Source organism: Halalkalicoccus jeotgali B3 (genome assembly GCF_000196895.1).
Classification (GTDB): domain Archaea; phylum Halobacteriota; class Halobacteria; order Halobacteriales; family Halalkalicoccaceae; genus Halalkalicoccus; species Halalkalicoccus jeotgali.
In genome coordinates this window covers 1,887,706-1,903,213 of the sequence record NC_014297.1, presented here as the reverse complement: position 1 = coordinate 1,903,213, position 15,508 = coordinate 1,887,706, and the positions used below count along the sequence as shown (strand labels likewise).

Annotated in this window: 12 protein-coding genes and 2 pseudogenes; 8 read left to right on the top strand and 6 right to left on the bottom strand. The window is 65.5% G+C overall.

Features of this window, described 5'->3' with window-relative positions; translation table 11 throughout:
• Positions 1 to 136: 136 nt before the first annotated feature.
• Positions 137 to 520 carry a hypothetical protein gene (locus HACJB3_RS09920; protein ID WP_013199489.1) on the bottom strand — a complete coding sequence of 128 codons (384 nt, stop codon included), beginning with the start codon at positions 518 to 520 and terminating at the stop codon, positions 137 to 139.
• A 2-nt stretch (positions 521 to 522) separates the two neighbouring features.
• A pseudogene (locus HACJB3_RS09915) lies at positions 523 to 1,660 on the bottom strand (aromatic ring-hydroxylating oxygenase subunit alpha).
• A 362-nt stretch (positions 1,661 to 2,022) separates the two neighbouring features.
• Here HACJB3_RS09915 and HACJB3_RS09910 point away from each other — a divergent pair.
• The 3 genes from HACJB3_RS09910 to ilvA are packed head-to-tail and all read left to right on the top strand — an operon-like array spanning position 2,023 to position 6,606.
• Positions 2,023 to 2,835, top strand: coding sequence for an IclR family transcriptional regulator (locus tag HACJB3_RS09910; protein WP_008417066.1), 813 nt, complete (start codon positions 2,023 to 2,025; stop codon positions 2,833 to 2,835).
• Positions 2,836 to 2,884: 49 nt separating this feature from the next.
• Positions 2,885 to 5,380 carry a GcvT family protein gene (locus HACJB3_RS09905; protein ID WP_008417067.1) on the top strand — a complete coding sequence of 832 codons (2,496 nt, stop codon included), beginning with the start codon at positions 2,885 to 2,887 and terminating at the stop codon, positions 5,378 to 5,380.
• Entirely contained in the window at positions 5,380 to 6,606 is a 1,227-nt protein-coding gene (gene ilvA, locus HACJB3_RS09900; RefSeq protein ID WP_008417068.1) for a threonine ammonia-lyase, read from the top strand. The genes HACJB3_RS09905 and ilvA overlap by 1 nt, the downstream gene beginning before the upstream one ends.
• A 20-nt stretch (positions 6,607 to 6,626) precedes the next feature.
• Here ilvA and HACJB3_RS09895 read toward each other — a convergent pair.
• Positions 6,627 to 8,315: pseudogene (locus tag HACJB3_RS09895) on the bottom strand (BCCT family transporter).
• A 383-nt stretch (positions 8,316 to 8,698) separates the two neighbouring features.
• On the opposite strand from HACJB3_RS09895, the gene HACJB3_RS09890 reads away from it, so the two are divergent.
• Positions 8,699 to 9,145 carry a universal stress protein gene (locus tag HACJB3_RS09890; protein WP_008417071.1) on the top strand — a complete coding sequence of 149 codons (447 nt, stop codon included), beginning with the start codon at positions 8,699 to 8,701 and terminating at the stop codon, positions 9,143 to 9,145.
• Positions 9,146 to 9,232: 87 nt separating this feature from the next.
• Positions 9,233 to 10,372, top strand: a complete 1,140-nt coding sequence (solA, locus tag HACJB3_RS09885) for an N-methyl-L-tryptophan oxidase (protein WP_008417073.1) — start codon at positions 9,233 to 9,235, stop codon at positions 10,370 to 10,372.
• A 276-nt stretch (positions 10,373 to 10,648) separates the two neighbouring features.
• On the opposite strand, the gene HACJB3_RS09880 is transcribed toward solA, so the two are convergent.
• From HACJB3_RS09880 to glpR, 3 genes are all read right to left on the bottom strand, one after another.
• On the bottom strand, positions 10,649 to 11,491 hold the full coding sequence (locus HACJB3_RS09880) for a universal stress protein (RefSeq protein ID WP_008417074.1): 843 nt from the start codon (positions 11,489 to 11,491) through the stop codon (positions 10,649 to 10,651).
• 27 nt (positions 11,492 to 11,518) lie between these two features.
• Positions 11,519 to 11,668, bottom strand: coding sequence for a hypothetical protein (locus tag HACJB3_RS20185; protein ID WP_008417075.1), 150 nt, complete (start codon positions 11,666 to 11,668; stop codon positions 11,519 to 11,521).
• Between the two features lie 135 nt (positions 11,669 to 11,803).
• A complete protein-coding gene (glpR, locus tag HACJB3_RS09875; protein ID WP_008417078.1) occupies positions 11,804 to 12,571 on the bottom strand; it encodes an HTH-type transcriptional regulator GlpR in 768 nt (255 codons plus the stop codon).
• 193 nt (positions 12,572 to 12,764) lie between these two features.
• On the opposite strand from glpR, the gene pfkB reads away from it, so the two are divergent.
• From pfkB to HACJB3_RS09860, 3 genes are all read left to right on the top strand, one after another.
• Positions 12,765 to 13,673 carry a 1-phosphofructokinase gene (gene pfkB, locus HACJB3_RS09870; RefSeq protein ID WP_008417080.1) on the top strand — a complete coding sequence of 303 codons (909 nt, stop codon included), beginning with the start codon at positions 12,765 to 12,767 and terminating at the stop codon, positions 13,671 to 13,673.
• Positions 13,674 to 13,787: 114 nt separating this feature from the next.
• Positions 13,788 to 14,933 (top strand): PTS fructose transporter subunit IIC, encoded by a 1,146-nt coding sequence (locus HACJB3_RS09865; RefSeq protein ID WP_008417081.1) that lies wholly within the window; start codon positions 13,788 to 13,790, stop codon positions 14,931 to 14,933.
• A 9-nt stretch (positions 14,934 to 14,942) separates the two neighbouring features.
• Positions 14,943 to 15,419 carry a PTS sugar transporter subunit IIA gene (locus HACJB3_RS09860; protein WP_008417082.1) on the top strand — a complete coding sequence of 159 codons (477 nt, stop codon included), beginning with the start codon at positions 14,943 to 14,945 and terminating at the stop codon, positions 15,417 to 15,419.
• Positions 15,420 to 15,508: the final 89 nt, after the last annotated feature.

The window sequence follows — 15,508 nt, the reverse complement described above, 5'->3', positions numbered from 1 at the left end:
GCCTTCGCCGCCGCAAGCGCCCGCGTGCACGGTCGCCCGAACCTTCCGGCAATTTTCCTATCCGATCATGGAAAGGATCGTGTAGAAGTTCGACAACGCGTATTACGATCTAAACGACAGATACCCCTCGAACCGGTCACGCTCGGGTCGGCGATCGAGTGAGTCGGACGTGGTCGTCGCGCGGTTCGTACAGTTCGCCCTCCAGGCGGAGCGACCGGACCGCCGCCAGCGTCTCGCCGACGGTTCGGCCCCGGTCCGCCATCGCCGCGCTGAGGAGGCCCAGCGGCACGCCCTCTGCGAAGCGCTCTTCGAGCCCGGCGATCACCGAGACGAGGTCCTCGTCCGATCTACCGGCGTCGAGCCCCTTGAAGTCGGCCCACCCCCACTCGACATCGTGGGCGGTGATCGAGTGATGACGCCGGTAGAAGGACACCGCGTCGTTGGGGTCCTCGACCGCCTTCGTGACGTCACACGCCTCGCAGACGACGAACGACTGCCGATCCCGGTCCCGGTCGCTCATCCTCAGGCCTCGTAGGCCTCCTGTGCGAGGCGGTGGAGGCGGTGGACGGTGTGTTCGTTCGGCCCCAGTTGCCCCTGTGCGAGCGCACCCGATTTCAGCCCCTCGTACTGCCGTTCGACGAGCTCGAAGTCCTCCTCCTGGAGCTTGCGGCTCAACTGGACGAACTCCGCTTCCTCGTCGCTCAACTCCTCGTCCCTGAAGTAGTAGTCCGCGATCAACTGGAAGCGCCCCTCGTCGATGGGATCGATGATGTAAGTGCCGTAGCCGTCGGCGTTGCCGTACATGTTAAGCGTGAAGTTCGGCCAGAAGTAGTAAAACCGGGCCTCGCCCTCGACCAGCGCCTCGTCGGCCTCGACGCCCTCGTCGTGAGTGTAATGCAACACCCAGTAGTGGTCGTCGACGACGAGTTCGGATTCAGCGAGCGAGATCCCTTTGATCCAGTCCTGATGGTTGGCCTGACAGTGATCGCACTCCGAATAATTTCCACTGAACGTCTTCCAGTTGCACTCGACCTCCGAGACGTAGCGGCGGGCCAGTTCGTACTCCTCGAGCGGGAACGACTCGAGTTCTTCTTTCAGCGTGCCGGCCTGTTCGGCGAGGGGGGCCGGATCGTCCGCGAAGTTGACGAACACGAGCGGGCCGATCGAATCGAGGTGTACCTCCATCAACCCGTTTCGCTTCGGGTCGAGTTCGGGGACGTCCTCGTCCTCGAGGTCGCGGTTCATCCCTGCCGTCTCGAAGCTCTGGGGTGTGCTCCGGAGCCGCCCGTCGAGATCGTACGTCCAGAGGTGGTACGGACACCGGATCCCGTTCGTGTTGCCCGGGTCGGTCATCGGCGTGTCCTCGACCATCTTCGACCCGCGGTGAGCACAGACGTTGTAAAAGGCCCGTATCTCGCGGTCCTTATCGCGAACGATGACGATCTGCTTGCCACCGATCGTACGGGTGAAGTAATCGCCGGGCTCCTCGATGGTGGTCGCGTGGCCCGCGTACATCCAGTATCTGGAGAAGATTTTTCTCCTTCTCCATCTCGTGGACCGCCGGGTCGGTGAAGTATCTGGCCGGTAGTGCGTTCGTCTCCTCGGTTATGTCGGGGCTGACCGACGCGGTCGCGTCGGTCCCGTCGTTCCACCGCGTCATGTGCTCCTCAGTACACCGGCGGTGCATAAAAAAGTTGGTGGCACGATACCGACCCTCACGATTCCGTGAAACGACCGTGGTTTCGTTGAGCCGAACCGAATCGCGCCGTCTCGCGGCGCTTCGTCGACGCTCGTCCGGTGCCGACAGGGATAATTACACCAGTACTGGTGTAATCTTCTGCCCGTCACGGACGCGGGACGGGGGCGGTCGGGGCGGGAACGCCCGAGTCGTTCGGCTATATCGAACCGGCGAACGAAACGCGGGACAACCGACGCGTCCGGATTCGGGGTCCGAACGCCGGTCCGGAGGAACCGGTTCGACACGCCCGAACCATTTTATACTCTGGGCGTGCATCGAGTCGTATGTCAACGGACCACGTGCCTGACGGGGTGCGGACGACCGAGCGGTCGTTCGCCATCGTGGAGGCGATCCAACGCCGGGATGGGGCGACGCTTGCGGAACTCGTCGCGGAGTTCGGCCTCGCGAAGAGCACCGTCTACAAGCACCTGAGAACCCTCGCCTCGCACGGTTATCTCGAAAAGGAGGGCGAACGATATCATATTGGGCTGAAGTTCCATCACCACGGCGAGTACGCCCGCCTGCGAAAGCGGGGCTATCGGCTGGCCGGCCGCGCGGTCCGGGAGCTCGCGGAGCGAACCGACGAGGAGGCCGATTTCGTCGTCGAAAACGACGGGCGGACGATCACGGTCTACGAGTCGTACCATCCCCAGAACAGCTATCGGGAGGACCTCGTCACGTCGAGCAGCGACCTCTCGCACTCGGGGACGTACTACCACATGCACTGTACGGCAGCCGGGAAGGCGCTGCTCGCGGCGTTGCCCGACGAGCGCATCGAAGCCGTCCTCGATCGCTGGGGACTGCCCGCGCGCACGGCGAATACGATCACCGACCGGGAGGCGCTCGCCGCCGATCTCGACCGCACGCGCGAGCGCGGGTACGCGGTCGCGGACGAGGAGTACGTCGACGGCTTGTGTGCGGTCGGGGTCGTCGTTGCGAACCCCGACGGGTCGCCCCTGGGAGCACTGGGTATGTCCGTTCCGACCTATCGGCGCGAGAGCGAGGGCCTCGAGACGGCGGCCGCCGAACTCGTCGTCGAGACCGCCCGCGACCTCGAACGCGAACTCGCCGGGAACGGAACCGAGCCACGGTCGTGAGCCGTGTGACCGTGACACTTAATGTGCTGGTGGGACGACCACAGTGCATATGAGCGCCGAGACGCTCCCACGGAGTGCCGAAACCGTCATCATCGGAGCCGGCTGCGTCGGCTGTAGCACCGCCTACCACCTCGCCGAGCAGGGCCGCGAGGAAATCGTCGTCGTCGACCAGGGGCCCCTCTTCGAGACGGGCGGATCGACCTCCCACGCCCCGGGACTGGTCTTTCAGACGACCGAGAACGAACTGATGAGCCGGCTCGCACAGTACACCGTCGACCTCTACGGCGACCTCGATAGCTTCGCCGACTGTGGCGGTATCGAGGTCGCCTACACCGAGGAACGGTGGGACTACCTGCAGCGAAAGCGCGAATACGGCCGCTCGTGGGGGGTCGAGGGTGGCGAGCTGCTCTCACCCGACGAGGTCGCCGCGGAGATCCCGCAGATCGATTCCTCGGTTATCCACGGCGGCTACTACGTTCCGAGTGACGGCAAGGCTCACGCGGTCGATGCCTCGGCGGCGATGGCCCACGCGGCCGAGGATAGGGGTGCCGCGGAGTTCTACGGCCACACCACCGTCACCGACGTCGAGACCGGTAGTGACGGAGTCGAAGCGGTCGTCACCGACAACGGGCGCATCGAAGCGGAGGAGGTGCTCGTGGCGACGAACATCTGGGGGCCGCTGTTCGGCGAGATGGTCGGCGTCGACGTTCCCCTGGTCCCCTGTGCCCACCAGTACCTCGTGAGCGAACCCATGGAGAAACTCGCGGGCGCGAGCGAGGAGCTCGAACAGCCGATCCTGCGCCACCAAGATTATTCCCTCTATTTCCGCCAGCACGGCGACTCGTACGGGATCGGCTCGTACGATCACGAGCCTCTCCTGGTGGACCCCGAGGACATCCGCGCGCCCGAGGAGGCCGAGGAGATGCCCTCGATCCGGGAGTTCACCGAGGAACACTTCTACGAGCCGACCCACCCGGACATCGACAAATCCGCCTACGACGCCGCCCGCGAACTCGTCCCCGCCTTCGACGAGGTCGGGTTCGAGCGCGCGTTCAACGGGATGTTCTCCTTTACGCCGGACGGAATGCCGATCCTCGGCGAGACGGAGGATATCGACGGGCTGTGGTGGGCGCTTGCGGTCTGGGTGACCCAATCGGGCGGTGTCGGCAGCGTCGTCGCCTCGTTGATGGACGAGGGCGTTCCCCGATTGGATGGCACGAAGGTCGACATCAGCGGGGCGCACATCGAGCGGTTCCAGCCCCATTCGGGTAGCCGGGCCTTTTCGTACGCCCGCGGCGGCCAGCAGTACCAGGAGGTCTACCAGCTGCTCCACCCGAACGAACAGCCCGTCGAGCAGCGCGGCCTGCGCCGCAGCCCCTTCTACGAACGCCAGAAGGCACTCGGGGCCGAGTTCTTCGAGGCGGGTGGCTGGGAGGTCCCCCAGTGGTACGGCGATAATGAGTCCCTACTCGAGGAGTACGACGTGCCCGACCGGTCGGGTTGGCTCTCGCAGGGCTGGTCGCCCATTCAGGGGGCCGAACACCAGGCCGTTCGAGACGGCGTCGGGATCTACGACCTCTCGCGGTACACGGGAATCGAGATCACCGGCGAGGGGGCGCTCGATTGCGTCCAGCACCTGTTCGCGAACGACCTCGACAGCTCGGTCGGCCAGGTGCGCTACAGCCCGATGCTCGATCACGACGGCGGGGTGCTGGCGGACATGGCGGTCACCCGGCTGGGCGAGAACCGCTTCGTGGCAACGACCGGTGGCGGCGCGTCGGCGACCGAGCACACCCGCTGGATCCGCGAGCACGCGCCCGACGACGTGCGGATCGACGCCCACGTCTCCGATCAGTGTGGACTGGGCGTCTGGGGACCCAACGCGCGGGAGGTGCTCCAGCCGCTGACCGAGGAGGATCTCTCGAACGACGCCTTCGGCTACTTCCGCGCCAAGGAGTTCTACATCGATTCCATCCCCGTCCTCGCACTGCGGGTCTCGTATGTCGGCGAACTGGGCTGGGAGCTGTACGCGCCCACCGAGTACGGCGGGCGGCTCTGGGACCTCATCTGGGAACAGGGAAGAGAACACGACATGGTCGCGCTCGGCAACGGCGCCTTCCTCGGGTCCCTTCGATTGGAGAAGGGCTACCGGCTGTGGGGGACCGACCTCACGCCCGAACACGACCCCGACGAGGCGGGGATCGGCTTCGCGGTCGATACTGATACCGACTTCATCGGGCGGGATGCGCTCGTCGAGGCGAGAGAGACGGATCTCGACCGCGAGATCGTCCCGATGACGTTCGATAGGGACGGTGAGATCGTCGACGGCGGCACGCCGATCCTCGACGGCGAGGAGGTCCTCGGCCACGTGAAGGCCGCAGACTACGGCTACAGCATCGACGCCGGTATCGCCTACGGCTACCTCCCACCCGAGTACGCGGAGGCTGGCGTCGCCCTCGAAACCGAGTTCGAGGGCAAGCGCTACCCCGTGACGGTCGCCGAGGAGCCGCTGTTCGATTCCGACCGGGAGAAGATCATCCGCTGATGGTGGGTGTCAGCTTCGCGGACATCGAGGCCGCCGGGGACCGCCTCGACGACGAGAGCGTGGTCAAGCGAACGCCCGTCGAACGAAGCACCTCCCTCGGGGGGATGGTCGACGCCGATGTCCACCTGAAGATGGAACACCTCCAATGGACGGGCTCGTTCAAGACGCGCGGGGCGTACAACAAGCTCTCGCAGGCGGTCGCCGCGGACGAGGTCGAACACGCGGTCGCCGCCAGCGCGGGCAATCACGCCCAGGGGGTCGCGCTGGCGGCGAGCACTCTCGGAGTAGACTCGACGATCGTTATGCCGAAGACCGCCCCCCAGACGAAGATCGACGCGACCCGCGGCTACGGCGCGACGGTCGAGCTCCACGGAAAGGACTTCCAGGCAGCGATGGCCCACGCGCAGGAGCTCGCCGCCGGCGGCGATTCGACGTTCGTCCACGCCTATGACGACCCCGACATCGTCGCCGGGCAAGGTACGCTGGGAGTGGAGATGGTCGAGGACTGCCCCGCCGTCGACACCGTGATCGTCCCCATCGGCGGGGGCGGGCTGATTTCGGGGATCTCGCTTGCGTTCTCGGAACTCGCGCCCGAGGTCCGGATCGTCGGCGTCCAAGCACAGAAGGCCGCGACCGTCCCCGAGAGCCTCGATAAGGGGGCTCCTCAGACGCTGGAGGCGGTCGACACCATCGCCGACGGGATCGCCACCGGCGGGGTCTCCGATCTCACACTGGGGCTCATCGAAACACACGTCGACGAGATCGTTACGGTCTCGGACGGCCAGATCGCGCGCGCGGTCCTGTTGTTGCTCGAACGCGCCAAGCAGCTCGTCGAAGGGGCGGGTGCGGCCGGGGTCGCGGCGATGCTCTCGGGGGACCTCGACGTGCGTGGCGAAACCGTCATGCCGCTTCTGTGTGGCGGGAACCTCGACATGACGATGCTCCGGACCGTCCTCGTCCACGCGCTGACCGACCGCCGGCAGCTGGTGCACCTGCGGGTGCGCATCGACGACGTTCCGGGCCGGATGGCCGATATCTCGACGCTGCTTTCCGAACACGACGCCAACATCCGAACGGTGCGCCACGAGCGCGCGGTCGAGGATCTGGACGTCGGCGAGGCCTACCTCGTCTTCCGGATCGAAACAAGCGGGGCGAGTCACTCGCGAGCGATCACGGAAACGATCGAGGACCACGGATACACCGTCGAGGTCGTCAACGCTCGCTAAAGGCCGATCGGCAGTCGGCCTCAGTCATCGTCGGTCGGTGAGGGCCCCGACATCGATTCCGGTAGCACGTCGTCGTCCATACTGCGGATCCGCCGTTCGACCTCGCGAGACTGCAGGAGGCGATACTCGCTTGCGAGCCCGACCCAGAGGGTATAACAGATGAACAGCAACACGAAGGCAAAGGGAAGTCCGGTCGCGATCGAGGCGGTCTGGAGCGCTCCCAACCCGCCACCGATGAGCAACACGGCGGCCAAAATCCCCTCGAAGACGGCCCACGAGACCCGCAGGTTCCGGGTGGCGTCGTCCTGTCCGCCGGCGGTGATACTGCCCAACACCAGCGAGCCCGAATCAGAGGAGGTGACGAAAAAGGAGACGACGAGGACCATGGCGACCGCAGAAAGCACGAGCGTCAGCGGTAACAGCGCGAACAGTTCGAACATCGCGACCGCCTCGTCGGCCTGAACAGCCTCGATGATCGACGACTGGGTAAACAGCTCGAAGTGCAAGGCCGTGCCGCCGAACGCCGACATCCAGATAAACGAAAACAGCGCCGGCAACAACAGGACGGCGAGGACGAACTCGCGGACGGTCCGTCCCTTCGAAATCCGGGCGATGAACATCCCGACGAACGGCGACCACGCGATCCACCAGCCCCAGTAGAAGATGGTCCAACTGGCCTGCCACCCGCCGCTCCCGCCCTCGTAGCTCGCGGTCCAGAACGCCAGTTCAGGGAGCCGATTGAGGTACGAGCCAAGCGTCTGGACGAACGTATCGAAGATAAAGAGCGTCGGACCGATGATCACGATCACCCCGAGCAAGGTAAACATGAGGTAGACGTTCAGCTGGCTCAGTCGGCGGACCCCCTTGTCCAACCCGGCCCAGACCGACACGACCGCGAAGGACGTGATGACCGCGATGAGAACCACTTGAACGGTCGTCCCGACGGGGACGGCGGTGCCGAGGTACTGCCCGGAGACGATGTTGAGGCCGGCGTTGATCTGACCGGCACCCAACCCAAGCGACGTCGCGAGGCCGAACACCGTCGCGAAGACGGCGAGGGTGTCGACGAGGTGGCCCGGCCAATCGTAGATCCGCTCGCCGAGCAGGGGCCAAAAGAGCGAGCGAAACGTCAGGGGCAACCCCCGATTGTAGGCATAAAACGCCAGTCCGAGCGCCACCAGCCCGTAGATCGCCCACGGGTGAATTCCCCAGTGATAATACGTCGCGACCATTGACGTCTCGGCTGCCGCGGCCGTTTCGGCCTCGCCGAAGGGCGGTGCGCTGTAGTGCCAGATCGGCTCACCGACGCTCCAGAACATGAGTCCGATCCCCATGCCCGCGCTGAAGAGCATGGCCAGCCAGGAGAAATCGCTGAACTCCGGTTCCTGGGTCGGGCCGCCGATCCGGATGTTTCCGTACTTCCCGAGACCGAAGTACAACACGACCCCGATGAACACGTTCGCACAGAGGATGTAGAACCAGCCCATGTACTCGGCGATGCCGGCCTGGGTCTGTGCGAACGCCGCCGCCGCCTGTTCCTAGAACAGTAGGGTCAGTACGACGAACAGCAGGATCAACCCGGCTGAGACGCCGAACACGACCGGGTGAACGTCGAACCCCCACTTTTGGACGTTGTCATCGCCCGGTTCGTGATCGGTATCGGCGTAGAATACGTCCTGTTGAAGCGAGTTCGGATCGCTGTCAGCCATGATCACTCACGCCCCTCGTTACACGTCTTGCCCGTCTGTGCCCGTCCGTCCATCGGTCTTGGCCGTCGTCTTCCGCCCGGTTCCGTCGTCCCCCCTGTGGACTCGCGTATCGAGGCGTTCATCTTCCACTCGTTCCCCATGAATACACTCGCGTAGGATCTATGCGTGTTATCATATATCTCACTCACGCTATGTGTGGTAGTTTCGGTTAACAATTATAAAGCTTACCCAGTGCGAACCGTGAGAACGGCGGACCGATCCTCCCGAATCGGTCACGGATGTACTGGTCGTCGACGGGGATGTCGGTGCCGTCCGGGAGACACACCGGTGGGAAACGCTTATTACCGATCACGGAACGATATCGTGTAACAGGAACAGTACCGATGTATAACGATATTTTGGTTCCAACCGACGGTGGGCGGAAATCCAAGCGAGCGGCCGAGCACGCGATCGAGCTCGCGGCTGCACTCGACGCGACGGTTCACGCACTGTACGTCATGGACCTGCCCGGGACCCCCCGGACGCCGTACATCTACGGGGACGAAGACGAGATGAAAGCGGAGTACAGGAAATACGGGGAGGACGTCACCGAGGGGGTCTGTGAGATGGCGGCGGCGGCCGATGTCGAGTGTGTCACCGCGATCAGACAGGGCTCGATCCCCGAGGGGATCATCAACTACGCCGACAGGGAAGCGTTGGACCTGATCGTGATGGTATCGGGCTATCGGGGCCGGTTCGGCGGGATACTGGGGACGACGACCGAACGGGTCGTCCGGGGAGCGACGGTCCCGGTCACGTCGTTTCGAACGGGACAGGTCAGACAGTCATAACGTCCTGGCCCGCTCGGGGGACCTGTCGAGACCCACCAACGTTTATCGTCGGCCTCGCGCTGTATCAGGACGGACACGGAGATCAGAATGACGGACCACTACGACGACATCGTTATCGGCGTCGGCGGTATGGGCAGTGCGACGAGCTACCGGCTCGCAGAGCGCGGCCGGGACGTCCTCGGACTCGAACGCTTCGACGTCCCCCACGCGATGGGGTCCTCACACGGCGTCTCGCGGATCATCCGGCTCGCGTACTACGAGGACCCCGCGTACGTCCCCCTGATCCGGCGTGCTTACGAACTCTGGGAGGAGATCGGGACCCGCCACGGCGAGCAGTTGCTCTTCGAGACGGGCTCGATCGACGCCGCGCCCGCCGACGACCCCCTCTTCGAGGGCTCGCGTCGCTCCTGTGAGGAGTACGACATCGACCACGAGGTCCTCACTGGAGCAGCGGTCAACGAGCGCTATCCCGGCTACGACATCCCCGACGACCACATGGCGGTCTACCAGCCAAACGGGGGGTACGTCCTCTCCGAGAGAGCGATCGTCGCCCACACGATGGAGGCCCAACGCGAGGGCGCGCGCATTCAGGCCCGCGAGCGCGTCACCGACTGGGAACCCGAGGGCGACGGGGTCCGCGTACGGACCGACCGGGGCGAGTACACCGCCGACAACCTCGTCATCACCGCGGGCGCGTGGGCCGCCCGTCATGTCGATGCCCTCGACGGGATCGCGATCCCCCAACGACAGGTCCTCGCGTGGCTCCAACCCGACGAACCCGCGCAGTTCGCCCCCGAGAACTTCCCGGTCTGGAACCTGCAGGTCGAGGAGGGGCGCTTCTACGGCCTGCCGATCGTGAAGGTCCCGGGGTTCAAGTTCGGCCGCTACATGCACCGCGAGGAGGACGTCAATCCCGACTCGATGAACCGTGAGCCCGAACCCGAGGACGAACGCCTGCTCCGGGAGTTCGCAGAACGGTACTTCCCGGCGGGGACCGGCCCGACGATGGGACTCGCGACCTGTCTGTTCACGAACACCCCCGACGGCCACTTCGTCATCGACCGCCACCCCGAGTGCCCGCAGGTCGTCCTCGCGGCGGGCTTTACCGGGCACGGCTATAAGTTCGCCAGCGTGATCGGCGAGGTGCTTGCCGACCTGGCGAGCGAGGGTCGCACCGACTACCCGATCGATCTGTTCTCGCTCGATCGCTTCGACGATCCGATGTGACGACTCCCGGTAGTCGGATCGCTGTCGGCGGGTTTACGTTGTGATTAACGACGGCGACGGCGAGCGACGCGGCGGTCGGCGTCGCCACTCGACGGATATCGACGCAAAAGGCCGACGGTCAGGGGGTCCAGAGAGTCCACAGAGAGGCCATAGACTCCGCTGACTGCGTCGAACGGGTATCGCCCGGTCGACACCGGCTGCCGGTACCTCACCCGAGGCGTGAAACTATTGTAAATCTCCCGGTGGTTTATTTTGAGGCAAAAACACTACAAATTTTTAGCTATCTTGACGAGGACGAACGGTGAGCACCGGGACCGGGGCGGTACGAACGACACGTTCGGCGACGCTACCGAGGACGTGGCGCCGGATGCCGGTCCGACCGTAGGCACCGAGTACGACGAGATCGATCCCGTTTCGGTCGGCGGAGGCGGTGATCGTTCTATGGGGGATGCCGTACTCGATCACCGGGGAGACGTCCTCGATGCCGGCCTCGGCGGCCAGTCGCTCGACCTCGGTGACCGCGTCGCGCGCCGCCGCGATCCGTTCGATGGCCCCGCTCGACCGGCGGCCGTGAACGACCGAGAGGACGTCGAGGCCCGCCTCGTACGTCCGCGCGAAGTCGATTCCGACCTCGGCGGCGCCGAGCGCCGCGTCGCTCCCGTCGGTCGCGACCAACAGCCGTCGATACGGGTAGTGGGCCGGGCGGTCGGCCCCGGGACCGACCGTCATCACCGGGACCGAGGCGGAGCGAACGACCCCCTTCGTGACGCCACCGAGCAGGCGGCGTTCGAGTCCGCTTTGGCCCCGCGTTCCCATGACGATCAGGTCGATCGAGGCCTCCGCGACGTACTCCCGGATGACGGGGGCAGGAACGCCGGTTCTGACGGCCCGGACGACTCGAACCCCGCGTGCGGCGACGCGCTCGGCGGCCGCCTCGACGAGTTCGTGGCCCTCGCGCTTGGCCGGGTCGATCTCCGCGACCGATCCGAGCGCGACGAGGTCGACGACGTGGACGACGTGGACGCTCGCGCCGTACGCGCGTGCTACGTCGGCCGCGTACCCCTCGGATCGGCGGGCGCTCTCGCTACCGTCGGTCGGAACGAGGACGGCCTCGACCATCTCTCCGTGTGGGTTCGTCGATCGATCTCACTGTTCGTCGCTCCCCCATCGCCCGTGGACGGGGCCGGCCCACCGCTCGCTGACGGTCCGTTCGGGGTTCTCAGGACACATCGATCGGTGGCCGTGCTCCGCTCGGGCGGTGAGGAACCGTTTGCCGCAGCGATCACATTCGTACATGAGTGGTGGGGCTGGTTCGACCGTCCAGCGACCCTATGGTCGGGCAGACGGGACATTGTTATGCTGAGCCACGACGCGAGCGCCCGGGCGGTCGACCCTGGAAAGGCCGTAATGGAGCGCTTACCCACGGCGTCCTCACTCGTCGATGCCGTCGATCAACTCGACGTCGGCGGTATCGAACGCCTCGCGGGCCTCGGCCGAGAGCCGCCGGTCGGTGTAGAACGCGTCGATATCCCCGAGGTCGGCAAAGCGGATGAAACTGCGCTCGTCCAGTTTCGACCCGTCCGCGACCAGCACGGTGCGCCGGGAGTTCTCGATCATCAGCTCCTTGAGCCGCGCCTCCTCCTCGTTGGGCGTCATCAGCCCCGCCTCGGGGTCGATCGCGTTCGTCCCGAGAAACAGGAGGTCGAACGTCATCCGGTCCATGAACCGCTCGGCGCTGGGACCGACGAGCGCGCGGGTCGGGCGACGCAGCGAGCCGCCGGTGAGCTTCACCGGCACGTCCTCCGTCCCGACCTCGATGGCCAACAGCGGGGAGTTGGTGACCGCGACGAACGGTTCGTCGGTCGGGGCGCGCGTGATCACCTCCATCGTCGTCGAGCCCGAATCGAAAAAGACCACCTGATCGGGCTGGATCTCCTCGACGGCGGCCGTCGCGATGGCCTCCTTGGCCTCGAGGTGCTGGACCTCCTTCTGGCCGTAGGTCTCCTCGCGCCCGATCGCGCTCGCGGGGACGGCCCCACCGTGGGAGCGTTCGATCAGCTGCTTGTCCGCGAGCGTGCGTAGGTCCCGACGGATGGTCGCCTTCGAGCAGTCCATCTCGGCGGCGAGTTCCGCGACCGAACATTCCCCGCGGTCGGAGACGACCTCGACGATACGGCGCTGACGGGCGGCGGGCAACATGGTAGTTCGACCTTTCTCGGCACGAGTGATAACCGTTCGCAGATAATTTTGAACTATATATTCAGAAAAAATCATATCAGGAACTGTTTAGTCGCCGCTGATGCACAGATACGACCGATGCTGTCGCGGGGCGATGGCGGTCGGCGGCGTTCGCCGAACCCGCCCGTCGCCTCGTGTCCGGACGAGACAACCCATGATCCTCACAGTCACGCTCAACCCGGCCGTCGATCACACGCTCGAACTCGGCGAGGCGCTCGAACCCGCCGCGGTCGCCCGGACCGACGCCGCGACGTTCGACCCCGGGGGGAAGGGGATCAACGTCTCGAAGTACCTCGTTGAACTGGAGGCAGAAACCCTCGCGTCCGGGTACGTCGGCGGCTTCCTCGGCCGGTTCCTGACGACGGCGCTGGACGAGCGGGGGATCCCGAACGACTTCGTCGAGATCGACGACGGAACGCGACTGAACACGACGATCCTCACGCCCGGTGCGGAGTACAAGATCAATCAGGACGGGCCGACGGTCGAGGCGGGTGCGATCGAGGCCGTCGTCGAGACGATCCGCCGTTACGAGCCGGAGACGGTCCTCGTCGCGGGGAGCCTCCCGCCGGGGCTCGATGCCGGGGCGATCGACGCCGTCGCCCGGGCGGGTCCGTGGAAGACCGTCGTCGACGTCGACGGGCCGCTCCTATCGAGCCTCGAGGCGGCGTACGCGCTCTGTAAACCCAACCGAGAGGAGCTCGCGGCGGCGACGGGCGAGCCGACGACGACCGTCGAGGAGTGTGTGGCGGCCGCTCGCTCCCTCCGAAATCGGGGGTTCGACCGCGTCGTCGCCTCCCTCGGATCGGACGGTGCGGTCATGGTCTCGCCGGATCGGGCCGTTCACGTCCCGGCGCTCGACGCCGACGTGGCTGATACGGTCGGCGCCGGCGACGCGCTCCTGGCCGGGGTGCTCTCCGAGCGCCACCGCGGCCGGTCGGACGAGGCGGCCCTCCGTACTGGCGTCGCGGTCGCCAGCCGGGTCGTCTCCGTCCCGGGAACCGGCGTCCCGCCCTTCGAGGGCGTTCGCTCCGACGTCGATCGGTCGGGCGTCGACGTCGTCTGATCGTTTCCCCCTCCCACTGGGACTGCGCATCCTGCGTTGGATCGCAAATATCCAATCAGAAACAATCGTATTCGAAAACGTTTTTGAACATTAGGATGAACGATGGTGATGAATATGGCACCGGATAACGCGGCGCTGGAGGCGGGCGCACGGCAGTATCTCACCGCCGTGAAAGAACACCTCATGACGGGGGTCTCGTTCATGATCCCGTTCGTAACGATCGGCGGGATCTTCCTCGCGTTGGGGTTCGCGCTCGGGGACACCGAACAGGTGTTCGAGCAGACCGGAACGGTCGGCTGGTTCTTCGCACAGATCGGCTCGTTCGGGTTGACGCTGATGATTCCCGTTCTGGGCGGGTACATCGCCTACGCGATGGCGGATCGGCCCGGTCTCGCACCGGGGTTCGTCCTCTCGTACGTCATCCAACAGGAGGCGATCATCGACGCGGCGGGCCAGCTCGTCGGGTTCGACGCACAGGGTGCAGTCGCCGGCTTCTTGGGCGCGATCGTCGCCGGATTGCTCGCGGGCTTCGTCGCGCGGTGGCTGAAGGGACTCGGCGTCCCGGGATTCATCGAGCCGATGATGCCGGTATTGATCATCCCAGTCGTGACGACGCTCGTGCTCGCGCCGGTCGTCATCGTCGGCCTCGGCGTTCCGATCGCGCTCCTTGACAGCGCGTTGACGTCCTTCCTTTCGGGACTGGAAGGAACGAACGCGCTGTTACTCGGGGCGATCCTCGGGGCGATGATGGCCGCCGACATGGGCGGGCCGATCAACAAGGTGGCATACGTCTTCGGGACCGTGCTGGTCGCCGATCAGATCTACGGGCCGATGGCGGCGGTGATGATCGCCGGCATGACCCCGCCGCTGGGGCTGGCGCTGTCGAACTTCATCGCCCCCCAGAAGTACACCGCCGAGATGTACGAGAACGCGAAGGCGGCCGTTCCGCTCGGGTTGGCCTTCATCACCGAGGGGGCGATCCCCTACGCCGCGGCCGACCCGCTTCGCGTGATCCCGAGCGCGGTCGCGGGCAGCGCCGTCGCCGGGGCGGCCGCGCTCTCGCTCGGCGTGACGATGCCCGCACCCCACGGCGGGATCTTCGTCGTCTTCCTCTCGAGCAGCGTGCTGTTGTTCCTGGGCTGTATCGTACTCGGAACCGTCATCACCGCCACGGTCGCCACGCTGTTGAAAGACGACTTCGAGAAGACCGTCGGATCGACCGAGACGGAGACACAAACCGTAACCCGAACCAGCGACTAATACACATCTATGAGTTCGACAATCACCAACGAGGACATCGACGACCTGCTGCCCGAAGAACAGATCTCGCTTTCGGAACCGCCCGCAGAGAAGGACGCCTGCATCGAGCACCTGCTCGATCTGGTCGTCGAGTCGGGGCGCGTCTCCGATCGCGAGCGGGCGCTCGATGCGCTGTTGGAACGCGAAGAGCAGACGACGACCGGCGTCGGAATGGGAATCGGGATTCCCCACGCCCAGACCGACGCCGTCAAGCGCCCGTCACTTGCCTTCGCACGTTCGTCGTCCGGCGTCGACTTCGGGTCGATGGACGACGAACCCGCGAAGCTACTGTTCCTGATCCTCGTCCCCGCGTCCGGTGGCGAGGACCACCTCGAGATCCTGAGCGCGCTCTCGCGGGCGCTGATGCACGAGGAGGTACGGGATGGGCTCTACGCCGCCGAGACGCCCGCGGACGTCCAGTCGGTCCTTCAGGAGGCGGTCGCATGAGTGAGCGTAAGCGAACGAATGCGACTACGCCGGATCGAAGATCCGGAGGTGGTCGCATGAGTGAACGAAGTGAGCGAATGCGACTATAC